Below are 24809 nucleotides of genomic sequence, written 5' to 3' on the forward strand. Positions count from 1 at the left end.
CTTCAAGAAAAACCCCGGCATTAATGCCGGGGTTTTTTATTGCTCTTGCTCGCCTCAGGTCACGAACAAATCCACAAACCGGTGTACCGCCGTACCCTCCAGCCGCTGTTGATCCTCGCACAGCTCGAAAATCTCCAGGCAACGCTGGGGCGCAAACCGCGTCGCCAGGTTGTCCCTGAACTTGGCCTCCAGCAAGGGGATGCCCTCCCCGCGCCGGCGCCGGTGCCCGACCGGGTACTCCACCACCACCTGTTCGGTACTGCTGCCATCCTTGAAGAACACCTGCAAGCCATTGGCGATCGAGCGCTTGTCCGGCTCCAGGTATTCGCGGCTGAAACGAGGGTCCTCGACCACCTCCATCTTTTCGCGCAGACGGTCGATGCTCGGGTGGGCGGCGTGGAAGGCATCTTCGTAATGCTCGGCCACCAGATGGCCGAATATAAGCGGCACCGCCACCATGTACTGCAGGCAGTGGTCGCGGTCAGCAGCATTGGCCAGCGGGCCGACCTTGGAAATGATGCGAATGGCCGATTCCTGGGTCGTGATGACGATACGGTCGACTTCGTGCAGGCGGTTGCGCACTTGCGGGTGCAGGCTGACCGCGGCTTCGCAGGCGGTCTGGGCGTGGAACTCGGCCGGGAAACTGACCTTGAACAACACGTTCTCCATCACGTAGCTGGCCAACGCCTGCGGTACCCGCAGCGTCTGCTGGGCAGACGGCTTGAGCGCCAGGTCCTTGTTGGTATGGCTGAACGACACGTCATAAAAGCCCCACTGCGGCGCGGTCAGCACCCCGGGTACCCCCATCTCGCCACGCAGCGCGATATCGGCCAGGCGCACACCACGGCTCGAAGCATCGCCGGCGGCCCACGACTTGCGCGAGCCAGCGTTGGGTGCATGGCGGTAGGTGCGTAGCGCCTGGCCATCGACAAAGGCATGGGACAGGGCCGACAGCAGTTGTTCACGATTGGCCCCCATCAGCTTGGCGCACACGGCCGTGGAGGCCACCTTGACCAACAGCACGTGGTCGAGGCCGACACGATTGAAGGCGTTTTCCAGCGCCAGCACACCCTGGATCTCATGGGCCATGACCATCGCCTCGAGCACTTCACGCATGAGCAACGGGCCTTCACCCTTGGCCACCCGTTTTTGCGACAGGTGATCGGCCACCGCGAGGATCCCCCCAAGGTTATCGGAAGGGTGGGCCCACTCGGCGGCAAGCCAGGTGTCGTTGTAATCCAGCCAACGCACGGTGCAGCCGATATCCCAGGCGGCCTTGACCGGGTCGAGCCGGTAGCTGGTGCCGGGCACCCGGGCGCCATTGGGCACCACTGTTCCCTCCACCAGCGGGCCGAGGTGCTTGGTGCACTCTGGAAAGCGCAGGGCCAACAGGCCGCAGCCCAGGGTGTCCATCAGGCAATTGCGCGCGGTGTCCAGCGCCTCGAGGGATTCGACGCGGTAGGTGAGAACGTAATCGGCAAGGGTTTGCAGCACCCCGTCGTAGTCAGGACGCTCGTTCAGGTCCACGTTGGCGCTCATTTGCAGCTCCTTTGATTGGGGCTGCTACGCAGCCCATCGCCGGTGAACCGGCTCCCACACGGTCAATGCAGGAACCGGATTGCCAGCGACGGGCCGCGCAGCGGCCCTGCTGATTCAAAGCCAAGCGCCAATGGTGCGTCAGAAGCTGTCGCCAGGCACCCTTACCCAGCCTTCCATCAACACCCGGGCACTACGACTCATGATTGCCTTGGTGACCGTCCACTCACCATCCACCTGGCTGGCCTGAGCCCCGACCCGCAAAGTGCCGGAGGGATGGCCGAAGCGCACGGCACTGCGCTCGCCCCCGCCAGCAGCGAGGTTGACCAACGTACCTGGAATGGCAGCAGCGGTACCGATGGCCACCGCAGCAGTACCCATCATCGCGTGGTGCAACTTGCCCATGGAAAGTGCACGCACCAACAGGTCGATGTCAGCCGCCTCGACAGCCTTGCCACTGGACGCAGTGTAGGTGCTTGGCGGCGCAACGAAAGCCACCTTCGGCGTGTGCTGACGCCCGGCCGCCTGGTCGACATGCTCGATCAGCCCCATGCGCACGGCGCCATGGGCACGGATCGCCTCGAAACGCGTCAGCGCCTGGGCATCGCCGTTGATCGCATCCTGCAGCTCGGTACCGGCATAGCCGACATCGTCGGCATTGACGAAAATGGTCGGGATCCCCGCGTTGATCAAAGTGGCTTTGAAGGTACCGACACCGGGCACCTCCAGGTCATCCACCAGATTGCCGGTAGGGAACATCGCCCCGCCGCCTTCGCCCTCATCGGCCGCCGGTTCAAGGAACTCCAACTGCACCTCAGCCGCCGGGAACGTCACACCGTCGAGTTCGAAGTCGCCGGTTTCCTGCACTTGGCCCTCGGTGATCGGCACATGAGCGATGATGGTCTTGCCGATATTGACCTGCCAGATACGCACGGTGGCAACGCCATTGCGCGGGATGCGCGACGGCTCGACCAAGCCACTGCTGATGGCGAACGAGCCGACAGCAGCAGACAGGTTGCCGCAGTTGCCGCTCCAGTCGACGAAGGCCTTGTCGATGGCTACCTGGCCGAACAGGTAGTCAACGTCGTGCTCGGGCTTGGTGCTAGGTGAAAGGATCACGGTCTTGCTGGTGCTTGAGGTGGCGCCGCCCATGCCGTCGATCTGCTTGGCGTAGGGGTCGGGGCTACCGATGACCCGCAGGAGCAGTGCGTCACGGGCCGGCCCTGGGACTTGGGCTCGTTCAGGGAGGTCTTGCAGGCGGAAGAACACGCCTTTGCTGGTGCCGCCGCGGATGTAGGTGGCGGGGATCTTGATTTGTGGTGCGTGTGCCATGGTTGTGCTGTCCTGATAGTCCGGCGAAATACCCTTGGGGCTGCTTTGCAGCCCTTCGCGACGCAAGGCCGCTCCTACAACCCCGGTTGGAGCGGCCTTGCGTCGCGAAAGGGCCGCAACGCGGCCCCGCTTTTCAAGCTCAGGCGGTAGCTTCGAGGAAATCCTGGGCAAAGCGCTGCAATACCCCGCCCGCCTCGTAGATCGACACCTCTTCGGCGGTATCGAGCCGGCAGGTCACCGGTACCTCGACCCGTTCGCCATTGCTGCGCGTGACCACCAGCGTCAGGGTTGCACGCGGCTTGCGCTCACCTGCCACGTCATAGGTCTCGCTACCATCCAGGCCCAGGGTCTTGCGGTCGGTGCCCGGCAGGAATTCGAGCGGCAACACGCCCATGCCCACCAGGTTGGTGCGGTGAATGCGCTCGAAGCCTTCGGCCACGATCGCCTCGACGCCCGCCAGCCGCACGCCCTTGGCCGCCCAGTCGCGGGACGAGCCTTGCCCATAGTCGGCACCGGCAACGATGATCAGCGGCTGCTTGCGCTGCATGTAGGTTTCGATGGCTTCCCACATCCGGGTCACCTTGCCCTCCGGCTCCAGGCGCGCCAGCGAACCCTGCTGCACGCTGCCATCGGGTTTGCGCACCATCTCGTTGAACAGCTTGGGGTTGGCGAAGGTGGCACGCTGCGCCGTCAGGTGGTCGCCGCGGTGCGTGGCGTAGGAGTTGAAGTCCTCCTCCGGCAGGCCCATCTTGGCCAGGTATTCACCCGCCGCGCTGTCGAGCAGGATGGCATTGGAAGGTGACAGGTGGTCGGTGGTGATGTTGTCGGGCAGCACCGCCAACGGACGCATGCCGCGCAACGTGCGCTCACCGGCCAGGGCGCCTTCCCAGTAGGGCGGGCGGCGGATATAGGTACTCATCGGGCGCCACTCGTAAAGCGGCGCCACTTTCGGCCCACGGTCTTGCTCGATAGCGAACATCGGGATGTAGACCTTGCGGAACTGCTCCGGCTTGACCGCAGCGCGCACCACCGCGTCGATCTCTTCGTCGCTTGGCCAGATGTCCTTGAGGCGGATTTGCTGACCATCGACTACGCCCAGTACATCCTTCTCGATGTCGAAGCGGATGGTGCCGGCAATGGCATAGGCCACCACCAGCGGCGGCGAAGCGAGAAATGCCTGCTTGGCGTACGGGTGGATGCGCCCATCGAAGTTGCGGTTGCCCGAGAGCACCGCCGTCGCGTAGAGGTCACGGTCGATGATTTCCTGCTGGATCACCGGGTCCAAAGCACCGGACATGCCGTTGCAGGTGGTGCAGGCGAAGGCGACGATACCGAAGCCCAGTTGCTCCAGCTCCTTCTCCAGCCCCGCTTCCTCCAGGTACAGCTGCACGGCCTTGGAGCCGGGCGCGAGCGACGACTTGACCCACGGCTTGCGCGCCAGGCCGAGCTTGTTGGCATTGCGCGCCAGCAGGCCAGCGGCGATCACGTTGCGCGGGTTGCTGGTGTTGGTGCAACTGGTAATCGCAGCGATGATCACTGCGCCGTCAGGCATCTGCCCCGGTATCTCGTCCCAGGCACCAGCGATGCCCTTGGCTGCCAGCTCACTGGTGGCAACACGGGCATGCGGGTTGGACGGCCCGGCCATGTTGCGCACCACGCTCGACAGGTCGAAGTTCAGCACGCGTTCGTATTCGGCCGTGGCCAACGCGTCAGCCCACAAGCCCGTGGCCTTGGCGTAGGTTTCCACCAGCTTCACCTGCTGATCTTCACGGCCGGTCAGTTTCAGGTAGTCGATGGTTTGCTGGTCGATGGCGAACATTGCAGCGGTTGCACCATATTCCGGTGCCATGTTGGAGATGGTCGCACGGTCGCCGAGGGTCAGGGCGCGTGCACCTTCGCCGTAGAACTCAAGGTAGGCGCCAACCACCTTCTGCTTGCGCAGGAACTCGGTCAAGGCCAGCACCAGGTCGGTGGCGGTGATGTTGGGCGCCAGCTTGCCGCGCAGCTCCACGCCGACGATTTCCGGCAGGCGCATCCACGAGGCCCGGCCCAGCATGACGTTTTCAGCTTCCAGGCCGCCGACGCCGATGGCGATCACGCCCAGCGCGTCGACATGCGGGGTATGGCTGTCGGTGCCCACGCAGGTGTCCGGGTAGGCCACACCGCGATCGCTGTGGATCACCGGCGACATTTTCTCCAGATTGATCTGGTGCATGATGCCGTTACCGGGCTGGATCACATCGACGTTCTTGAACGCCTTCTTGGTCCAGTTGATGAAATGGAAGCGGTCTTCGTTGCGACGGTCTTCGATGGCGCGGTTCTTGTCAAAGGCCTGCGGGTCGAAGCCACCGCACTCGACGGCCAGCGAGTGATCGACGATCAGTTGCACCGGCACGACCGGGTTGACTGCCGCCGGGTCGCCACCTTTCTCGGCGATGGCGTCACGCAGGCCGGCGAGGTCGACCAGCGCGGTCTGGCCGAGGATGTCGTGGCACACCACGCGAGCCGGGAACCACGGGAAGTCGAGGTCGCGCTTGCGTTCGATCAGCTGGCCGAGCGAGGCGTTCAGGGTTGCAGGGTCGCAGCGGCGCACCAGGTTTTCGGCGAGCACGCGCGAGGTATAAGGCAGGTTGTCGTAGGCACCGGGCTTGATGGCCTCGACCGCGGCACGGGCATCGAAATAGTCCAGGTCAGTACCTGGCAGGGCTTTGCGGTATGCAGTGTTCATAAAATTATCGGCTCGGTCACGGTACGGTCGTGGATGAACGCACAGGCCCTGCAATCACTGTGGGAGCCAGCTCCCACAGGGTCGCTATAGGGCCTGTTGTTTCAGCGCTGCTCGATTGGCACGAACTGGCGCTGCTCGACGCCGACATACTCGGCGCTCGGGCGGATGATGCGGTTGTTGGCGCGCTGTTCGAACACGTGCGCTGCCCAGCCGGTCAGGCGCGAGCAGACAAAGATCGGGGTGAACAGCTTGGTCGGGATGCCCATGAAGTGATACGCCGAGGCATGGTAGAAATCGGCGTTGGGGAACAGACGCTTCTGCTCCCACATGGTCTTGTCGATGGCTTCTGAGACCGGGAACAGCACCTTGTCACCGACTGCGTCGGCCAGCTGCTTCGACCAATCCTTGATCACCTCGTTGCGCGGATCGGACTCTTTGTAGATGGCATGGCCAAAGCCCATGATCTTGTCCTTGCGCTCGAGCATGCGCAGCAACTCTGCGGTGGCTTCCTGCGGGTTCTGGAAGCGCTCGATCAGCTCCATCGCCGCCTCGTTGGCACCGCCGTGCAGTGGGCCGCGCAACGAGCCGATGGCCGCGGTGATGCAGGAGTACAGGTCCGATAGCGTCGAGGCGCAGACCCGGGCGGTGAAGGTCGATGCGTTGAACTCGTGCTCTGCATACAGGATCAGCGAAACGTTCATTACCTTGACATGCAACTCGCTCGGCTTCTTGCCGTGCAGCAGGTGCAGGAAATGCCCGCCCAGGGTGTCTTCATCGCTGGTGCAGTCGATACGTACGCCATGGTGGGTGAAGCGGTACCAATAGCACATCACCGCCGGGAACAGCGCCAGCAGGCGGTCGGTCTTGTCGTGCTGGGCGTCGAAGGTCAACTCCGGCTCCAGCGTACCCAGCACCGAGCAGCCGGTGCGCATGACGTCCATCGGGTGCGCGTCGCGCGGGATGCGCTCGAGCACTTCCTTCAGCGCCTGCGGCAGGTCGCGCAGGCCCTTGAGCTTGTGTTTGTAATCGGCAAGTTCTGCCTTGCTGGGCAACTCGCCGTATAGCAGCAGGTAGGCCACTTCTTCGAATTCGGCGCCTGCTGCCAGGTCGCGCACATCATAACCCCGGTAAGTCAGGCCGGCGCCGGCCTGGCCGACGGTCGACAGAGCGGTCTGGCCGGCCACCTGGCCACGCAGGCCTGCGCCACTGAGTACTTTTGCTTCGGCCATGGTGTTTCTCCTTTCTTGAATTTGTTATGGATATCGTTCTGGCTAAATCAGGGTGCCTGTACCGGCCCTATCGCCGGCATTGGCTCAACCTTTTTTCTGCGCAAACAAGGCATCGAGGCTCTGCTCGAATGCGTGGTAGCCAATGGCATCGTAGAGCTCCATGCGGGTCTGCATGGTGTCGATCACATTCTTCTGCGTGCCGTCGCGACGCAGCGCGGTGTAGACATTCTCGGCCGCCTTGTTCATGGCGCGGAACGCCGACAGCGGGTAGAGCACCAACGACACGTCCACGCCAGCCAGCTCTTGGGTGGTGAACAGCGGCGTGGCACCGAACTCGGTGATGTTGGCCAGGATCGGCGCCTTCACCCGGTCGGCGAAGGTCTTGTACATCTGCAGTTCGGTAATGGCCTCAGGGAAAATCATGTCGGCGCCGGCCTCGATGCAGGCGGCGGCGCGGTCCAGCGCTGCGTTCAGGCCTTCCACAGCCAGGGCATCGGTACGTGCCATGATCACGAAGCTGTCATCGGTACGGGCATCGACCGCAGCCTTGATGCGGTCGACCATCTCCTGCTGGGAGACGATTTCCTTGTTCGGCCGGTGGCCGCAGCGCTTGGCGCCTACCTGGTCTTCGATATGGATGGCGGCGGCACCGAACTTGCTCATCGAACGCACCGTGCGCGCAACGTTGAAGGCCGAAGCACCGAAGCCGGTGTCGACATCTACCAGCAATGGCAGGTCGCAGACGTCGGTGATGCGCCGCACATCGGTCAGCACGTCATCAAGACCGGTGATGCCCAGGTCCGGCAAGCCCAGCGAACCGGCGGCGACACCGCCACCGGACAGGTAGATGGCCTTGAAGCCGGCGCGCTTGGCCAGCAGCGCATGGTTGGCGTTGATGGCGCCGACCACCTGCAGTGGATGTTCGGCGGCAACGGCATCGCGAAAACGCTGACCAGGGGTGCTCTTCACAGTCATTTCTCACCTCAAAGGCTATTGTTGTTGGCGTCCAGGTAGTGGCGCTCGATATTGCGTTTGGACGCGCCGATGTGGCGGCGCATCAGGAGTTCGGCCAGCTCGCCGTCACGATCGGCGATGGCATCGAGGATGCGGTGGTGTTCGGCGAAGGCCTGGCGCGGGCGGTTGGGCGTGGCGGAAAACTGGATGCGGTACATGCGCACCAGCTGGTACAGCTCGCCGCAGAGCATCTTGACCAGGGTCTGGTTGCCGCTGCCCTGGATGATCCGGTAATGGAAGTCGTAATCGCCTTCCTGCTGGTAGTAACCCACCCCCGCCTGGAACGCCGCGTCGCGTTCGTGGGTGTCCAGCACCCGGCGCAACTCGTCGATATCGCCTTGGCTCATGCGCTCGGCCGCCAGGCGGCAAGCCATGCCCTCCAGCGACTCACGGATTTCGTACAGCTCGATCAGCTCGGCATGGTTGAGCGACACCACGCGCGCACCTACATGTGGCACACGCACCAGCAGGCGCTGGCCCTCCAGACGATGGATGGCCTCACGCAGCGGGCCACGGCTGATGCCATAGGTGCGCGCCAGCTCCGGCTCGGAGATTTTGCTGCCCGGGGCTATTTCCCCCTTGACGATCGCGGCCTGGATGCGCCGGAAGACATGCTCGGACAAGGTTTCCGTTTCATCCGGCGCTGAAGGGCTGGGGGTAATGAGGTCCAGCATATTGTTGACACCTTGATAAGCCATTGAGGAGAAACTAGCGAAACAAGCCCATTCAGTCAAAGAGAAAATGAACATTGTCGACAATTGTCTGAGCGCGAACTTAGTGAGTGATGGCGTTGTCAGATCGCGACGCGCTGGCGCCAAGGCATCGGCGTGATAGAATGCCGCGCCTCCAACGGAGTATGGATAGCGTTTCTGTCATCCATTCATGTTGTTGACAGACGAACCGAGGAAGCTTGCGCAGTACCTGCCAGTCGCCTTGCCCCGAACCTTGCACAGCACCGCGCCAGGACTATGAGACTTACACCCGTTTTATTGCTGTCATGCCTCACCCTGCTGCCGGCCCTTGGCCAGGCGGCGGGCAAGACCGTGTACGGTCTTAACGAATACGCCCGCCTCGGGGACCTCGACCTGGAAGTGGCCGCCAAACTCGACACCGGCGCCAAGACCGCATCCCTGAGTGCCCGCGACATCAAGCGCTTCAAGCGCGACGGCGAGAGCTGGGTGCGTTTCTACCTGGCGATAGATGCCGCCCATTCGCACCCCATCGAACGCCCGTTGGCGCGGGTCAGCAAGATCAAGCGCCGCGCAGGCGACTATGATGCCGAATCGGGCAAGGCCTATACCGCCCGCCCGGTCATCGAACTCGAAATCTGCATGGGCCAGGCCCTGCGCACCATCGAAGTCAACCTCACCGACCGCAGCGCGTTCCAGTTCCCGCTGCTGATCGGTTCCGAGGCGCTCAAGCACTTCGACGCGCTGGTCGACCCAAGCCTTAAATACGCGGCCGGCAAACCTGCCTGTGCCACCGACGCTCCCAAAGCAGAGTAATCCCGATGCGCTCTCTTACCCTCCATCTGAAAGTCCTGATCACCGTACTGGTGCTGTTGGGCGTGGCGGTCACGGCCTATCAGATCTTCTTCCTCGGCATCCCGGTGACCGAAGACGAAACCGACGACCTTTGGAACATCGACGCCAAGGTCGAGTTCGTCGCCAGCAGCAAGGACCCGGTCAAGGTACAAATGTTCGTACCGCCGCTGAACCGCGACTATGTCAGCCTCAACGAGAGCTTCATCTCCAACAACTACGGGGTCAGCGTCAACCGCGCCGATGGCAACCGCAAGGTAACCTGGTCGGCCCGCCGCGCCAGCGGCAACCAGACCCTCTACTACCGCCTGGTGCTGACCAAGCGCTACAGCAGCGAAAAGGCCGCCATCAAAGGCCCGACCTTCCGTGACAGCCTTGCCGTAGAAGGCCCCGAGAAGATCGCCGCCGAAGCCCTGATGGCGCCGATCCGCCAGCACTCGGCCGACGTCGAGACCTTCGTCAGCGAAACCATCAAGCGGGTGAACAACCTCAACGACGACAACGTCAAGCTGCTGCTGGCCGGCGATACCTCGCCCATGAAGAAGGCCCAGGTCATCGACCTGCTGCTGTCGATCGCGCATGTACCGATGGAAAAGGTCCATACCATCCGCCTGGTGGCCGATACGCCGCAGTCCCCCGAGCTCTGGCTGCGCAGCTTCAACGGCAGCGACTGGCTGTACTTCAACCCGGACACCGGTGAGCAGGGCCTGCCCAGCGACCGCCTGCTGTGGTGGACCGGTGATGACAACCTGGTCACCGTCGATGGCGGCAAGAAAGCCAACGTCACTTTCAGCATGAACAACAGCGAGATGAACGCCATCCGCCTGGCCAAGCTGACCGACGAGAACACCGACGCCGACTTCCTCGAGTACTCGCTGTACGGCCTGCCGCTGCAGACCCAGCAGACCTTCATGATCATGGTGATGATCCCGATCGGCGTGCTGGTGATCCTGGTCCTGCGCAACCTGATCGGCATCCAGACCCTGGGCACGTTCACACCGGTACTGATCGCCCTGGCGTTCCGCGAGACCCAGCTGGGCTTCGGCATCGTGCTGTTCACCGTGATCACCGCATTGGGCCTGTCGCTGCGCTCCTACCTGGAGCACCTCAAGCTGCAGATGCTGCCGCGCCTCTCGGTGGTACTGACCTTCGTCGTGGTATTGATTGCCGCCATCAGCCTGTTCAGCCACAAGCTGGGGCTGGAACGCGGCCTGTCGGTAGCGCTGTTCCCGATGGTGATCCTGACCATGACCATCGAGCGCCTGTCGATCACCTGGGAAGAACGTGGCGGCGGTCATGCCATGAAAGTGGCGATCGGCACCCTGTTCGCAGCGTCGCTTGCCCACCTGCTGATGATGGTGCCGGAGCTGGTGTACTTCGTCTTCACCTTCCCGGCGGTACTGCTGATCCTGGTGGGCTTCATGCTGGCGATGGGTCGCTACCGCGGCTACCGCCTGACCGAGCTGGTGCGCTTCAAGGCATTCCTGAAGAAGGCTGACGCCTGATGTTTGGCCTGATCAAGACGTGGAAAGCCCTGGAGGCCCGGGGCATCATGGGTATCAACCGGCGCAATGCCGACTATGTGCTCAAGTACAACAAGCGCAACCTGTACCCGATCGTCGACGACAAGATCATCACCAAGGAGCGTGCGCTGGCAGCGGGCATTCACGTGCCTGAAATGTACGGCATCATCGAGACCGAGAAGCAGATCGACAAGCTTCACGAGATCATCGGCGGGCGCAACGACTTCGTCATCAAGCCGGCCCAGGGGGCCGGCGGTGACGGCATCCTGGTGATTGCCGACCGCTTCGAGGACCGCTACCGCACCGTTTCCGGCAAGATCATCAGCCATGAAGAGATCGAGCATCAGGTCTCCAGCATCCTGACCGGCCTGTACTCACTCGGCGGGCACCGCGACCGCGCGCTGATCGAGTACCGGGTAACCCCCGACCAGATCTTCAAGAGCATCAGTTACGAAGGTGTGCCGGACATCCGCATCATCGTGCTGATGGGCTACCCGGTAATGGCCATGCTGCGCCTGCCGACCCGCCAGTCCGGCGGCAAGGCCAACCTGCACCAGGGCGCCATCGGCGTAGGTGTGGACCTGGCCACCGGAGTGACCCTGCGCGGTACCTGGCTGAACAACATCATCAGCAAGCACCCGGACACCACCAATGCGGTGGATGGCGTACAGCTGCCGAACTGGGACGGCTTCATGAAGCTGGCAGCCGGCTGCTATGAGCTGTGCGGCCTGGGCTACATCGGTGTGGACATGGTGCTGGACCAGGACAAGGGGCCGTTGATTCTCGAACTCAATGCCCGCCCTGGCCTGAACATCCAGATCGCCAACGACACCGGGCTGACCCAACGCACCCATGCCATCGAGGCGCACATCGAGGCGCTGGCCAAGGACGGTGTGACCGAGGATGCCGAACAGCGTGTCCGGGTCGCGCAAAGCCTGTTCGGGCACGTGCATCCGGGCTGATAGCTCTGCCCCCATCGCCGGCAAGCCGGCGATGGCTTCAACCCACTGCCTGAAAGTCACACTGGCGCTAGGCGCATTTCCTGCGCAGGTCTACAATCGCCCTCCTCGCTTTTACATCGCCGTCCACACTGATGCCGACCTGTACGCTCTACCCCCTGCCCTATCAGCCCGACCCCGCCGCGTACTTCGCCCGCCTGCGCCAGGCGCCCGGGGCGATCCTGCTCGACAGCGCCCGCCCAGGCGCCGAGCGCGGCCGCTTCGACCTGCTCAGCGCCTGGCCGCTGCAACACTTGCAGGTGCTGCCCGACGAAGATGGCCGGGCCTTCCTGCAACGGCTGCGCGCCAGCCTGAAACAACTGGGCCCTGCGCAGTTGCCAGGTGGTGTCGAGCTGCCATTTGCCGGCGGCCTGATCGGCTACCTCAGCTACGACTTCGGCCGACGCCTGGAGCACCTGCCCTGCCTCGCCACGGATGACCTCGGCCTGCCCGACGCCCAGCTTGGGTTGTATGGCTGGGCGCTGGTGACCGACCACCAGCATGGCACCAGCCAACTGGTGTTCCACCCCCAGCTGGCTGATGACGAGCGCGAGCGCCTCATCGCCTTGTTTGAAGACACCAACAACGCTGCAAGCGGCGATTTCCGCCTGCTCGCCGCCATGACGGGTGATTTGCAGCCAGGGCAATACGAGGCAGCATTCGATCAGGTACAGCGCTACATTCAGGCCGGCGATTGCTACCAGATCAACCTGACCCAACGCTTCCGCGCACCTTGCCAGGGCGACCCCTGGCGCGCCTACCAGGCCTTGCGCAAGGCCTGCCCGACGCCGTTCTCTGGTTACCAGCAACTGGCCGACGGCAGCGCACTGTTGAGTTTTTCTCCAGAACGCTTCATCCGCGTCAGCCAGGGGCAAGTGGAGACCCGCCCAATCAAGGGCACCCGCCCGCGCTCTGCCGACCCGGCAGAAGACGCCCGCAATGCCGAGGCGCTGCGCCACAGCCCCAAGGACCGCTCGGAAAACCTGATGATCGTGGACCTGCTGCGTAACGACCTGGGCCGCACTTGCCAGGTCGGTTCGGTGAAGGTGCCAGAGCTGTTCAGCCTGGAAAGTTACCCCAACGTGCACCATCTGGTCAGCAGCGTCACCGGGCAACTGGCCACCGACAAGGACGCCCTGGACCTGATCGGCGACAGCTTCCCAGGCGGTTCGATCACCGGCGCCCCCAAGATTCGCGCCATGCAGATCATCGACGAGCTGGAGCCCAGCCGCCGCGCGCTGTATTGCGGGTCCTTGCTGTACGTGGATGTGCGCGGTGAAATGGACAGTTCCATCGCCATTCGCAGCCTGCTGGTCAAGGATGGGCAGGTCAGCTGCTGGGGCGGCGGCGCGGTGGTGGCGGACTCCGACTGGCAATCGGAATACGAAGAATCGATCGCCAAGGTACGGGTATTGATGGAGACCTTGCAAAGCCTGTGACCCAGCGTTTGCCTGCACCGGCCCAGGGCCGGTGCAGGCACAGCGTCTAGCCTGCCATTTTTTGTTACCATCACCTCATTACGAGCGCACAGCGCCACAGCCAAGATGGAAACCGCCTGATGAGCCAACCCTTCGACGTCGCCGCCCTGGCCGCGACCTACGCCAGCAAATCCCCGCAGGACATTCTCAAGCTCGCCTTCGAGCACTTCGGCGACGACCTGTGGATTTCTTTCAGCGGTGCCGAGGACGTGGTGCTGGTCGACATGGCCTGGAAGCTGAACAAGCAGGTCAAGGTGTTCAGCCTCGACACCGGCCGCCTGCACCCTGAGACTTACCGGTTCATCGACCAGGTCCGTGAGCAGTACAGCCTGCCGATCGAGATCCTCAGCCCGGACCGCGCCAAACTCGACCCGTTCGTTCAGGAAAAGGGCCTGTTCAGTTTCTACAAGGACGGCCATGGCGAGTGCTGTGGCATCCGCAAGATCGAGCCACTGCGGCGCAAGCTCGCCACTGTCAGCGCCTGGGCCACCGGCCAGCGCCGCGACCAGAGCCCAGGCACCCGCAGCCAGGTGGCAGCACTGGAAATCGACAGCGCGTTCTCCACAGCGGAACGCACCCTGTACAAATTCAACCCGCTGGCGCAGATGACCAGCGCGGAAGTCTGGGGCTACATCCGAATGCTCGAGCTACCGTACAACAGCCTCCACGAGCGCGGCTTCATCAGCATCGGTTGCGAGCCCTGCACCCGCCCGGTACTGCCGAACCAGCACGAACGTGAAGGCCGCTGGTGGTGGGAAGAGTCGACCCAGAAGGAATGCGGGCTGCACGCCGGCAACCTGATCAGCAAGGCCTGAAGGCAGCTGCAAGCCTCAAGCTATAAGCTGCAAGCCCCAAGAAGAAAGAGCAGCCCACATGGGCTGCTCTTTCTGCTCTTTCTTGAAGCTTGAAGCTGCTTTTTCAGTGCACCGGCAACTCGACACCGGCAAACAGCTCTTCGAGTTCCTGCTTGTTGTGGCACTGGATCGCCTTGGCCATCACTTCACGCGTCAGGTGCGGCGCAAATTTCTCAATGAAATCGCACATGAAGCCGCGCAGGAAGGTGCCGCGGCGGAAACCGATCTTGGTGATGCTGGCCTCGAACAGCTCACTGGCATCAAGCGCCACCAGGTCGCTGTCCAGCTTGCTGTCCACCGCCATCTTGGCCACGATGCCCACGCCCAGCCCCAAGCGCACGTAAGTCTTGATCACGTCGGCGTCAGCAGCAGTGAACACCACCTTCGGCGTCAGGCCGCGGTGATTGAAGGCCTCATCCAGCTTGGAGCGGCCAGTGAACCCGAATACATAGGTGACGATCGGGTATTCGGCTACAGCTTCCAGCGTCAGCTTCGGCAATTTGGCCAGCGGGTGACCCTGCGGCACCACCACGCAGCGGTTCCACTTGTAGCACGGCATCATGATCAGGTCGCCGAACAGCTCCAGCGCCTCGGTGGCAATGGCGAAGTCGACGGTACCGTCCGCAGCCATCTCGGCAATCTGCATGGGCGAACCCTGATGCATGTGCAGGGCGACTTCCGGGTACTGCTTGATGAAGCTGCTGATGATCGGCGGCAGCGCATAGCGAGCCTGGGTATGGGTGGTAGCGATGGACAGCGTACCCTTCTTCTCGTTGGAAAATTCCTGGGCGATCTGCTTGATGCTTTCGACCTTGCGCAGGATTTCACCAGCGGTGTTGATGATGCGCTCACCTGCCGGAGTGACACGGGTCAGATGCTTGCCGCTGCGGGCAAAGACTTCAACACCCAGTTCATCCTCGAGCAGGCGGATTTGTTTGCTGATCCCCGGCTGAGAGGTGTACAGACTCTGCGCCGTCGCGGAGACGTTGAGGTCGTGGTGCGCCACTTCCCAGATGTAGCGCAGTTGTTGAAGCTTCATAGGTTTCCCTCGAATCAGCGGTAAGTCAGCGGCAGCAGGCAGCGACGGGATATAACTATATTAGTGGTTCTCGAAATAAAACTAGAACTATTTTGTTACATGCCGCTCCGAAACTGCCCACCATCAGCTTCACGTTTTCCTACGGCCGAGATGCTGCGAAAGCGGCACCATGTACACCGGCACCGCAGACAACTGCAGCAAGCGCACAGCCGTTCGGCCAATCGGCACATCTACCCCAGCACCGGCGCTGTGGCTGCCGAAAATCAGCAAGTCCACGCTCAAACGTTGCGCCTGTTCCAGGATAACCTGCGCCGGATCACCCTGGCGCACCCGGACCGCCTTGATCACCGCCAGGTCCGCGTCCTCGCCCAGCTCCTCGCGAAAGTTCTCCAGCACACGCTGCTCGATGTTGGCCATCACCGTATTGACGCCCTCGCTATGCAACGCATCGAGCGTCTGCTCATCGAGGTAGCTTTGCAGGAGGGATTCGGCGAACTGCCCCATGGGTTCTACGGCATGAATCACATACAGTTCCGCGCCGAACGTGCGGGCCAGGGCCAAGGCATGCTGCATGACAAAAGGGGCGTAGACACCGAGGTCGGTGGCGTACAGCATGGAGCGGATCATTCGACCTCCTCGACTGCCGTGGCGGCAGAGCAAGCTTCAGCTTAGCAGCGCGCCGGGCGCTCGCTCGGCCGCCCGGCGCACTGCCAATGCGGGCTGTAGAGGTTTCAGCCGGCGCGATTGGCGCGATCGACGAAGGCCAGTACCTGGTAGAGCATCTGCATGCGCGGCACGCTGCACCCCGCAGCGCGCGCCCGGGCCAGAGGCTCGGCATAGATAGCCTGAAGCTCCAGCGGTCGCTGCTGGACGTGATCGTGGTACATGCTCGGCCAGTAGTCGGGCATCTGCTCGGTGACCCGGAACAAGTGCTCGGCATAACCGGCAGGCAACTCGTGACCACAGGCGGCGGCCGCCTGGACCACCTCAGCCATCAACGCCCGAACCAGCTCACGGCTGTCGGCATCTGCCATCAGCGGTAAGGTACTGGCACCAAGCAACACCGAAAGGCCGTTGTAGGGGACATTCCACACCAGCTTCTGCCAGCGAGCCTGACCGAGGTCGTCCATGGCCTGGGAGTCGATACCCGCGGCGCGGAACAGCCTGGCGCCCTCCTCTACGATGCTCAGCCCCCCGTCGCTGGCGGGCCCGCTGTGATAGCCCAGGTTGACCGCACCCAGCGCCTGATGGCGTATCACACCAGGGCTCACGCGGTTGACACAGATAAAGCACAAGCCACCGAGCAGGTGCAGATTGCCGGGCAACGCTGGCCGCAACTGCTCCTCGACACCCAACCCGTTCTGCAGCAGCACCACCTTGGCATCGGGTGCCGATGCCTGCGCAATCAGCGGCGCCAATTCGCCATTGCTGGTCGCCTTTGCACCCACCAGCAACCAATCGCACGGCGGCATGTCGGCAGCGCTGGCATAAGCCTGCACCGGCATGCGCCAGTCGCCGTGCACGGCGCTTTCCAGCCTCAGGCCATGCCCCCGAACCTGCGCAAATTCACTGCGCAGCAGAAAATGCACGTCAAACCCGGCCCGCGCCAGCATCAGGCCATAAAAGCCGCCGATGGCACCACTGCCAATAATGCCAATGCGTGGTTTGCGAGGGTCCATGCTGATCTCCTGATAAATGTCGGTGTGCTTTTCTACACCTGTTGAGGCATTTTGCGCACCCAAATAGCAGGACAAGCCTGTTGCACCAGGGAAAAACCCTGCACAGGCGCACTGCAGCCCATTGTCGCGCCCCCAGTAACGCGCTAAGGTTCGGCTCCCCGCTGCGAACATTCTTGCTGCTGGGCCGCACGGGGATTGCTGGCGGCCGGCACCGTGACCTGACGAGTAACACGATGGCTGATTTACCGATCGACGACCTTAACGTTGCCTCCAACGAGACCTTGATCACTCCCGATCAGCTCAAGAAGGAAATCCCCCTCAGCGCCAAAGCCTTGCAGACCGTTACTGCCGGCCGCGAAGTGGTGCGCAATATCCTCGACGGGAAAGACCATCGCCTGTTCGTAGTGGTCGGCCCGTGCTCGATCCACGACATCAAGGCCGCTCACGAATACGCTGAGCGCCTCAAGGTGCTGGCTGAGGAAGTTTCCGACACGCTGTATCTGGTAATGCGTGTTTACTTCGAGAAGCCGCGCACCACGGTCGGCTGGAAAGGCCTGATCAACGACCCTTATCTGGATGACTCGTTCAAGATCCAGGACGGCCTGCACATCGGCCGCCAACTGCTGCTGGATCTGGCCGAAATGGGCTTGCCAACCGCCACCGAAGCGCTCGACCCGATCTCGCCGCAGTACCTGCAAGACCTGATCAGTTGGTCGGCCATTGGCGCGCGCACCACCGAATCCCAGACCCACCGTGAAATGGCCTCGGGCCTGTCCTCGGCGGTCGGCTTCAAGAACGGCACCGATGGCGGCCTGACCGTGGCCATCAACGCCCTTCAGTCGGTATCCAAGCCGCACCGTTTCCTGGGCATCAACCAGGAAGGCGGCGTATCCATCGTCACTACCAAGGGCAACCCCTACGGCCACGTAGTGCTGCGTGGCGGCAACGGCAAGCCGAACTACGATTCGGTCAGCGTTGCCCTGTGCGAACAGGACCTGGCCAAGGCAAAGATCAAGGCCAACATCATGGTCGACTGCAGCCACGCCAACTCCAACAAGGACCCGGCCTTGCAGCCGCTGGTCATGGAGAACGTCGCCAACCAGATCCTCGAAGGCAACCAGTCGATCATTGGCTTGATGGTCGAAAGCCACCTGAACTGGGGCGCCCAGTCGATCCCGAAGAACCTGGAAGATCTGCAGTACGGCGTATCGGTCACCGACGCCTGCATCGACTGGTCTGCCACAGAGAACACCCTGCGCAGCATGCACGCCAAGCTCAAGGATGTACTGCCCAAGCGCAAGCGCGGCTGAACGTGGCCACAAAATGAAACGCCGGGCTTAGCCCGGCGTTTTCGCATGTGCAGTCAGCAGGTTCAGGCTTTACTCGAATGACGCTGCTTGCGCTCCATGTAGCGTTCGACGTACGAGCAGGAAGGAATCACCGTGTAGCCCATCTGGTCCGCATACTCCAAGGCCCTTTCGGTCAGTGCTGCAGCGATGCCGCGGCCGCGCAAGGCGTTGGGGACGAAAGTGCGATAGATATCCAGCGTCTGCTTGCCCAGATCCATGTACGTCAGGTAGGCACGATGACCGTCCACGTTGGTCTCGAACTGATGACCGGCCTGGTCATGGTGGATGGTCAGCGCTTCACTCATCACTACTCCTCGCAGGCCTTTTGGGCAGACCTTTACCTTAATCGATGGTGATGTATCCGGCAGAGGAACCAATGCGTGCAGCGCCTATGCCACCTCTTGCCCCTTGGACCGCAGGCCGATTGCAATGGTTCTGCCGGACCGGGCCATCAAATAGTAGGCGCGACACCCCGGATTGCTCAAGGTGGCATCGGTTAAAAGTCACGGCAATGAGCTCGAACCCCTGTACGAACTGACCTGCAAACTCAGCCGGACACTCTTGGGCTTTAGACGTACAACGACCCTTAAAGTCACCGTTAGTTCAACAAAAAAGTTCCCATACAACAATCGCTTGCGCCGCCTGCACAGCGTGCTCACAAAAAGTCTGAAAATCTCGTCAAGCACCCTTGGGCAACATTTTTTTTACCGTTCTTGCGCTGAGTCAGTTTACTTACTACAAGTAATGGGTACTATGTACGCCGGCCAGTTTCTCTTTCCTGAGAGATGGCTATTTAATAGAAAGTCCTTGAAGGGGAACACGATGAACAACGTTCTGAAATTCTCTGCTCTGGCTCTGGCCGCAGTTCTGGCTACCGGTTGCAGCAGCGTATCCAAAGAAACCGAAGCTCGTCTGACTGCGACTGAAGACGCAGCAGCTCGCGCTCAGGCCCGTGCTGACGAAGCCTACCGTAAGGCTGACGATGCAATGGCAGCCGCTCAGAAGGCTCAGCAGACCGCTGACGAAGCCAATGAGCGCGCTCTGCGTATGCTGGACAAAGCCAGCCGCAAGTAATAGTCCTCACGGATTGTTAAGAAGCCGACCCACTTGTGGGGTCGGCTTTTTTATTGCCGCTACAAAAGCAAACAGCACAAATGAAAAAGCCTGCCCAGGCGTTTGACCTGGGCAGGCTTCAGCCCTATCGCTCAAGGGCTTACTGCAGTTCTGGCGGAATGCTCGACACCATGGGAGCTGCACCCTGGTTATCGACGGGCACGGCAATTTCCACCGGCATGCCATCTTCGGCAGCGACCACGTCGCGGACCATGTCCCAGTTCATGCGCACATTGTTGGCCAGGTCTTCGCGCTTGAGCAGTGCGTTGATGACAGCAGTGTGCTTGTCGACCACCGAAGGGTCGCCGTGATCGTCCAGCGGTGTGTGCGCCTCGAGGTATACCTTGCCACCACTGATTCCGAACTTGTACGGCTCGTTGATGATGCGCACCGGCGTACCGACCGGGACCATCTTCGACAGCTCCAGCACATTATTGTTGAACATGCGGAAGCAACCATGGCTGGTGCGCATGCCAATGCCGAACTTCTTGTTCGAACCGTGAATCAGATAACCCGGCACGCCCAGGGTGAACTTGTAAGGCCCCAGCGGGTTGTCTGGCCCGGCCGGCACCACGGTTGGCAGGATGTCACCGTCGGCGGCGTGCTCAGCACGGATCGAAGCCGGTGGCGTCCAGGTCGGGTTTGGGGTTTTGGCAATGATCTTGGTGTTGGCGATGGGGGAACCCCAGCCTTCACGACCGATCCCCAGCGGGAAGGTGTACACCACGCTCTGCCCTTTCGGGAAGTAGTACAACCGGTATTCAGCAAGGTTGATGACAACGCCCTCGCGGGGCCCCGGCGGAAGCACGTAGCGGGTCGGCAGGATGATCTCGGTACCGGCGCCCGGCAGCCATGGGTCGACACCCGGGTTGGCGGCGATCATCTCCAGGTAGCCGAGGTCGTTGGCAGTGCCGATGTCGGCAAAGGTGTCCTCATACTTGGCCTTGATCACCTGTACCTGGCCAACGACGTCTTCTCCCGGAGGCGGCAGCGGCAGCTCCAGTGCAACGGCGGGGCCTGCTGCCAGCAGGCCGGCCAGGGTCAGGCAGCGGGTGACGGCGGGAAAGCGCGGCAACATCCGGTAAATCCTTCGAAAGGTGGGTCAAGAGAATCGATTGTACACCCGCACCGTGCCAAGCGGGAGCCACTGGCGGTTTCCATGCGTTTCAGATGATGAAAGGCGCTCGGAGTTTCAGGCCCAGGGCCGTGTCAAAGCTGTGGCCATACCGGACGCATGCCGCGGCGCTGGGCGTCGAGAATCGCCCGGCAGAGGTCGCACAGGCGGCCGTCACGATAGATCGAACGCGGCACGCCGGACCACCGTGGCTGTGCAGGCAGCAAGCCCCCACAAAGGGTTCGGTCGACCGGCACACCCAGTTCGAGCTGGCGGGCGACAAGGTGGACGCGGATTTCCTGGCAGGCGAACAGATCGAGCTGCTCATCGGGCTCGATCAGTTGGTAGGCATACAAGGACCAGGCAGGGCGCGGCATTGGGGGCTCTCGAAACGGGGGGCGCAACATTAGCCGAAAGCCGGCCCCGTTTAAAGCGTCACAGCAAGGGTTTTATCGCCGGCCAGGCATTTTCCAGCAACCGCTGCTGGGCACCCTGCGCCGGATGGATGCCATCGGCCTGCATCATCTCCGGCACACCCCCTACGCCCTCGAGGAAAAACGGCACCAGTGCCACCTGTTTCTGCGCTGCCAACTGCTCATAAACCTTGGCGAACGCCGTGGTGTAGCGCACCCCGTAATTGGGCGGCAGGCGCATGCCCAACAGCACCACTTTGGCCCCGGACTCGCGTGACCGCTCGATCATCGAGGCAAGATTTTGTTGCAATTGCTCTGGAGGCTGTCCGCGCAGCCCGTCGTTGCCGCCCAATTCCAGCACCACCAGGCTGGGCTTGTGCGCTGCAAGCAGCGCCGGCAGCCGCGCCTGGCCCCCTGCACTGGTGTCGCCGCTGATCGACGCATTGACCACCCGATCATCGAAACCTTCGTCCCTGAGCCGGGTCTGCAACAAAGAGACCCACCCCTGGCGGGTATCCAGGCCAAAACCGGCGCTGATACTATCGCCGACAACCAGCAACGTTCCCGCCGCCGCGCTCTGGGCCAGGCAATACAGGGCCAGACCGGCACTCAACCACCACACTCGCATTGGATTCTCCATGGGCCCCAGCATTCTCGTTGCGCAGAACCTTAGCAAAGTGGTCCCCAGTGCGGAAGGTGATCTGACCATCCTGCACGCACTGTCCCTGGACCTCGCCCAAGGCGACAGCCTGGCCATCGTCGGCGCCTCGGGCTCAGGCAAATCCACCCTGCTCGGGCTGCTGGCCGGCCTGGACCGCCCCAGCGCCGGCAAGGTGATACTCGCCGGACACGACCTGGGCCCACTGGACGAAGACCAACGCGCCAGGGTGCGCGCCGAACATGTCGGCTTTGTGTTCCAGTCGTTCCAGCTGCTCGACAGCCTCAATGCACTGGAAAACGTCATGTTGCCACTGGAGCTGGACGGCCGTCGCGATGCTCGCGAACAAGCCCGCACCCTGCTTGAACGGGTCGGCCTGGGCAAGCGCCTGACCCACACGCCACGCCAGCTGTCCGGTGGCGAGCAGCAACGGGTGGCGATCGCCCGCGCCTTCGCCGCCCAACCGGCGGTGCTGTTCGCTGACGAACCTACCGGCAACCTCGACAGCCATACCGGCGAGCGCATCAGCGACCTGCTGTTCGACCTGAACAAGGAGCGCGGCACCACCCTGGTTCTGGTCACCCATGACGAGCGCCTGGCCAGCCGCTGCAGGCGCCTGATACGACTGGAAGCAGGCCGCCTGGTGGCGCCGGTGGAGGCCTGATGAAGCACATGCCGCTTTCCCGCCTGTGCGGCCTGGCGCTGCGCCAGTTGTTGCGCGACATCCGCGCCAGCGAAGTGCGCGTGCTGTTCTTCGCCCTGCTGGTCGCTGTTGCCGCCAGCACCGCCATCGGCTATTTCGGCGCCCGCCTCAATGGCGCCATGCAGTTGCGCGCCAGCGAGTTCCTTGGCGCCGACCTGGTATTGCAAGGCAGTGCGCCGGCGCGTCAGGAACAGGTCGACGCCGGCTCCGCCCTGGGGCTGCGCCACGCCCGGGTGGTGGAGTTCACCAGCGTGGTCGGTGGTGATGCCGGCATCCAGCTGTCGAGCATCAAGGCCGCCGATGGCGCCTACCCCCTGCGTGGCCAGGTACGCAGTGCACCGGCGCCGTATGCCATGGAAACACCCGGTGGCGGCCCGCCGCCGGGCGAGGTCTGGGTCGAACCGCGCCTGCTGGCTGCCCTTGGCCTGAGCATCGGCGACAGCATCGATGTCGGCATGAAGACCCTGCGCATGAGCCGCGTACTGACCTACGAACCGGACCGTGCCAACAACTTTTATAGCCTCACCCCGCGGGTGATGATGAACCTCGCCGACCTGGAGGCCACAGGGGTCATTCAGCCCGGCAGCCGGGTCAGCTACCGTGAGCTGTGGCGCGGCGATGCACAGGCCCTGGCGCAGTACCGCCAGGGGCTGGAGAAGAACCTGGCGGCGAACCAGCGCCTGCTCGACACCCGCGATGGCAACCGGCAGATCGGGGGTGCCCTGGGCAAGGCCGAACGCTACCTGAACATGGCCAGCCTGGTAGCGGTGCTGCTGGCAGGCGTCGCCGTGGCACTGTCGGCCAGCCGCTATGCGGCGCGGCGCCTGGACGCCAGCGCACTGTTGCGCTGCCTGGGGCTGTCCCGCCACCAAGCGCTGGGCCTGTACTGCCTGCAACTGGCCATGCTCGGCCTGCTGGCCGCGCTGGTCGGTGCCTTGCTCGGCTGGCTGGCGCAACTGGGCCTGTTCCGCCTGTTGCACGGCCTGCTGCCGAGCGTGGTGCCGCCTGGCGGCATCCTCCCGGCATTGGCCGGCATCGCCACCGGGCTGGTCGCACTGGCCGGTTTCGCCCTGCCCCCGCTCGCCGCTCTGGGCAAGGTGCCGCCACTGCGTGTACTGCGCCGCGACCTGCTGCCCGTGCCACCCAGCAGCTGGCTGGTCTACGGCGCCGCCCTGTTCGCCCTGGGCCTGATCATGTGGCGCCTGAGCCTCGACCTGCTGCTGACCTTCGCCCTGCTAGGCGGCGGGTTGCTTGCCGCGCTGGCACTGGGCGGCCTGCTGCTGCTTGGGCTACGTAGCCTGCGGCAACTGCTGGCAGGCGCCCCGCTGCCCTGGCGCCTGGGCTTGGGCCAGTTGCTGCGCCACCCCATGGCTGCCGCGGGCCAGGCACTGGCGTTTGGCCTGATCCTGCTGGCCATGGCCCTGGTCGCCTTGCTGCGCGCCGAGCTGCTCGACACCTGGCAGGCACAACTGCCCAAGGACGCACCCAACCATTTCGCCCTGAACATCCTGCCCGACGACCGTGAGCCTTTCGCCCAGCGCCTGCACGAGGTGAACGCAGCCTCCGCACCGCTGTACCCGGTGACGCCTGGCCGGCTGATCCAGATCAACGAGCAACCCGTGCAACAGATCGTCAGCAAGGATTCCGCCGGCGAGCGCGCCGTTCAGCGCGACCTCAGCTTGACTTGGGCCGCCGACCTGCCCGCAGGCAATGCCTTGACCGCCGGCAACTGGTGGCGGGCGCTACCGGCTGGTGATGAAATCCCCGGCGTTTCGGTCGAGGCGGAACTTGCCGCCAGCCTGAAGGTGCAACTGGGCGACCTGCTGACCTTCGACATTGGCGGCGAACAACGCCAGGCGCGAGTGAGCAGCTTGCGCAGCGTGCACTGGGACAGCTTCCAGCCGAACTTCTACATGATTTTCCAGCCCGGCACCCTGCAGGGGCTGCCGACCACCTACCTGACCAGCTTCTACCTCGCGCCGGGTCATGACCTGGATGTGGTGGCCCTGTCGCGGGCGTTCCCGGCGGTGACCATCCTGCAAGTCGATGCCTTGCTGGAGCAGCTGCGCAGCATCCTCGCCCAGGTTACCCTGGCGGTGGAATATGTATTGCTGTTCGTCCTGGCAGCGGGGTTGGCCGTGCTGTTCGCAGGTTTGCAGGCAACGCTGGATGAACGCATTCGCCAAGGCGCATTGCTGCGCGCGCTTGGCGCTGCTCGACCGTTGCTGGTGAAAGCGCGGCGTATCGAGTTCGGGCTGCTGGGTGCGGCCAGTGGCGCCCTGGCAGCGCTAGGCTGTGAGTTGATTACCCTGGTGCTTTACCGCTATGCGTTCGACCTGCAGTGGGGCCCGCATCCGTGGCTGCTGATACTGCCGCTAGCGGGCGCGCTACTGGTAGGAGGGGCTGGTGTGTTGGGGACTCGGCGGGCGCTTAATGCCAGCCCGTTGGCGGTGCTGCGGGAGGGATAGCCTTAAGCTGCAAGCTGCAAGCATGAGCAGATACGCCTCG

At 63.0% G+C, this 24809-nt stretch carries 22 protein-coding genes; 9 read left to right on the forward strand and 13 right to left on the reverse strand.

Going from position 1 to position 24809, the window contains the following annotated elements; all coding sequences use genetic code 11:
• Window positions 1-54: 54 nt before the first annotated feature.
• The 6 genes from prpD to IWW33_RS02660 form a co-directional block, all read right to left on the reverse strand.
• Window positions 55-1539 (reverse strand): 2-methylcitrate dehydratase, encoded by a 1485-nt coding sequence (gene prpD / locus IWW33_RS02635; RefSeq protein WP_196914182.1) that lies wholly within the window; start codon window positions 1537-1539, stop codon window positions 55-57.
• Window positions 1540-1677: 138 nt separating this feature from the next.
• Window positions 1678-2868: a 2-methylaconitate cis-trans isomerase PrpF gene (prpF, locus tag IWW33_RS02640; protein ID WP_196914183.1), complete on the reverse strand. Its 1191-nt coding sequence runs from the start codon at window positions 2866-2868 to the stop codon at window positions 1678-1680.
• 139 nt (window positions 2869-3007) lie between these two features.
• Complete coding sequence (gene acnD, locus IWW33_RS02645; RefSeq protein ID WP_119688614.1) at window positions 3008-5596, reverse strand: Fe/S-dependent 2-methylisocitrate dehydratase AcnD; 2589 nt, start codon at window positions 5594-5596, stop codon at window positions 3008-3010.
• Window positions 5597-5697: 101 nt separating this feature from the next.
• On the reverse strand, window positions 5698-6825 hold the full coding sequence (gene prpC, locus IWW33_RS02650; RefSeq protein WP_119688613.1) for a 2-methylcitrate synthase: 1128 nt from the start codon (window positions 6823-6825) through the stop codon (window positions 5698-5700).
• An 84-nt stretch (window positions 6826-6909) separates the two neighbouring features.
• Window positions 6910-7800 (reverse strand): methylisocitrate lyase, encoded by an 891-nt coding sequence (prpB, locus tag IWW33_RS02655; protein ID WP_012313676.1) that lies wholly within the window; start codon window positions 7798-7800, stop codon window positions 6910-6912.
• 8 nt (window positions 7801-7808) lie between these two features.
• Window positions 7809-8513, reverse strand: a complete 705-nt coding sequence (locus IWW33_RS02660) for a GntR family transcriptional regulator (RefSeq protein ID WP_046787312.1) — start codon at window positions 8511-8513, stop codon at window positions 7809-7811.
• A 294-nt stretch (window positions 8514-8807) separates the two neighbouring features.
• Between IWW33_RS02660 and IWW33_RS02665 the strand changes: the two genes are divergently transcribed.
• The 5 genes from IWW33_RS02665 to IWW33_RS02685 all read left to right on the forward strand — a co-directional run bounded on the left by IWW33_RS02665 (window position 8808) and on the right by IWW33_RS02685 (window position 14194).
• Complete coding sequence (locus IWW33_RS02665) at window positions 8808-9344, forward strand: ATP-dependent zinc protease (protein WP_046787313.1); 537 nt, start codon at window positions 8808-8810, stop codon at window positions 9342-9344.
• Between the two features lie 5 nt (window positions 9345-9349).
• Window positions 9350-10885, forward strand: coding sequence for an inactive transglutaminase family protein (locus IWW33_RS02670; RefSeq protein ID WP_012313673.1), 1536 nt, complete (start codon window positions 9350-9352; stop codon window positions 10883-10885).
• Window positions 10885-11865, forward strand: coding sequence for an alpha-L-glutamate ligase-like protein (locus IWW33_RS02675; protein WP_115275358.1), 981 nt, complete (start codon window positions 10885-10887; stop codon window positions 11863-11865). Before IWW33_RS02670 ends, IWW33_RS02675 begins: the two co-directional genes overlap by 1 nt.
• 131 nt (window positions 11866-11996) lie before the next feature.
• Window positions 11997-13340 carry an aminodeoxychorismate synthase component I gene (gene pabB, locus IWW33_RS02680; protein WP_196914184.1) on the forward strand — a complete coding sequence of 448 codons (1344 nt, stop codon included), beginning with the start codon at window positions 11997-11999 and terminating at the stop codon, window positions 13338-13340.
• Window positions 13341-13459: 119 nt separating this feature from the next.
• Window positions 13460-14194: a phosphoadenylyl-sulfate reductase gene (locus IWW33_RS02685; protein WP_046787316.1), complete on the forward strand. Its 735-nt coding sequence runs from the start codon at window positions 13460-13462 to the stop codon at window positions 14192-14194.
• A gap of 103 nt (window positions 14195-14297) precedes the next feature.
• Here IWW33_RS02685 and cysB read toward each other — a convergent pair whose 3' ends face one another.
• The 3 genes from cysB to IWW33_RS02700 form a co-directional block, all read right to left on the reverse strand.
• On the reverse strand, window positions 14298-15272 hold the full coding sequence (gene cysB, locus IWW33_RS02690) for an HTH-type transcriptional regulator CysB (protein ID WP_119688611.1): 975 nt from the start codon (window positions 15270-15272) through the stop codon (window positions 14298-14300).
• 129 nt (window positions 15273-15401) lie between these two features.
• Window positions 15402-15899, reverse strand: a complete 498-nt coding sequence (locus tag IWW33_RS02695; RefSeq protein ID WP_012313668.1) for a universal stress protein — start codon at window positions 15897-15899, stop codon at window positions 15402-15404.
• Window positions 15900-16003: 104 nt separating this feature from the next.
• Window positions 16004-16951, reverse strand: a complete 948-nt coding sequence (locus IWW33_RS02700; RefSeq protein ID WP_196914185.1) for a putative 2-dehydropantoate 2-reductase — start codon at window positions 16949-16951, stop codon at window positions 16004-16006.
• A gap of 233 nt (window positions 16952-17184) precedes the next feature.
• Between IWW33_RS02700 and IWW33_RS02705 the strand changes: the two genes are divergently transcribed.
• Entirely contained in the window at window positions 17185-18261 is a 1077-nt protein-coding gene (locus IWW33_RS02705) for a 3-deoxy-7-phosphoheptulonate synthase (protein ID WP_046787319.1), read from the forward strand.
• Window positions 18262-18323: 62 nt separating this feature from the next.
• Here the strand turns inward: IWW33_RS02705 and IWW33_RS02710 are convergent, their stop codons facing one another.
• Window positions 18324-18605 (reverse strand): GNAT family N-acetyltransferase, encoded by a 282-nt coding sequence (locus IWW33_RS02710; RefSeq protein WP_046787320.1) that lies wholly within the window; start codon window positions 18603-18605, stop codon window positions 18324-18326.
• A gap of 517 nt (window positions 18606-19122) precedes the next feature.
• Between IWW33_RS02710 and IWW33_RS02715 the strand changes: the two genes are divergently transcribed.
• Entirely contained in the window at window positions 19123-19374 is a 252-nt protein-coding gene (locus tag IWW33_RS02715) for an Lpp/OprI family alanine-zipper lipoprotein (protein WP_003250288.1), read from the forward strand.
• A 139-nt stretch (window positions 19375-19513) separates the two neighbouring features.
• Here the strand turns inward: IWW33_RS02715 and IWW33_RS02720 are convergent, their stop codons facing one another.
• The 3 genes from IWW33_RS02720 to IWW33_RS02730 all read right to left on the reverse strand — a co-directional run bounded on the left by IWW33_RS02720 (window position 19514) and on the right by IWW33_RS02730 (window position 21568).
• Window positions 19514-20491, reverse strand: a complete 978-nt coding sequence (locus IWW33_RS02720) for a L,D-transpeptidase family protein (protein WP_046787321.1) — start codon at window positions 20489-20491, stop codon at window positions 19514-19516.
• A gap of 131 nt (window positions 20492-20622) precedes the next feature.
• Window positions 20623-20904 carry a hypothetical protein gene (locus tag IWW33_RS02725; protein WP_039601335.1) on the reverse strand — a complete coding sequence of 94 codons (282 nt, stop codon included), beginning with the start codon at window positions 20902-20904 and terminating at the stop codon, window positions 20623-20625.
• 58 nt (window positions 20905-20962) lie between these two features.
• Window positions 20963-21568 carry an arylesterase gene (locus tag IWW33_RS02730; RefSeq protein WP_046787322.1) on the reverse strand — a complete coding sequence of 202 codons (606 nt, stop codon included), beginning with the start codon at window positions 21566-21568 and terminating at the stop codon, window positions 20963-20965.
• A 10-nt stretch (window positions 21569-21578) separates the two neighbouring features.
• Between IWW33_RS02730 and IWW33_RS02735 the strand changes: the two genes are divergently transcribed.
• Together IWW33_RS02735 and IWW33_RS02740 are read left to right on the forward strand one after the other, a co-directional pair.
• Complete coding sequence (locus IWW33_RS02735) at window positions 21579-22262, forward strand: ABC transporter ATP-binding protein (protein ID WP_012313661.1); 684 nt, start codon at window positions 21579-21581, stop codon at window positions 22260-22262.
• Window positions 22262-24769 carry an FtsX-like permease family protein gene (locus IWW33_RS02740; protein WP_196914186.1) on the forward strand — a complete coding sequence of 836 codons (2508 nt, stop codon included), beginning with the start codon at window positions 22262-22264 and terminating at the stop codon, window positions 24767-24769. Before IWW33_RS02735 ends, IWW33_RS02740 begins: the two co-directional genes overlap by 1 nt.
• Window positions 24770-24809 lie beyond the last annotated feature (40 nt).

It is taken from the genome of Pseudomonas sp. M2 (assembly GCF_015751845.1).
Classification (GTDB): Bacteria; Pseudomonadota; Gammaproteobacteria; order Pseudomonadales; family Pseudomonadaceae; genus Aquipseudomonas; species Aquipseudomonas putida_E.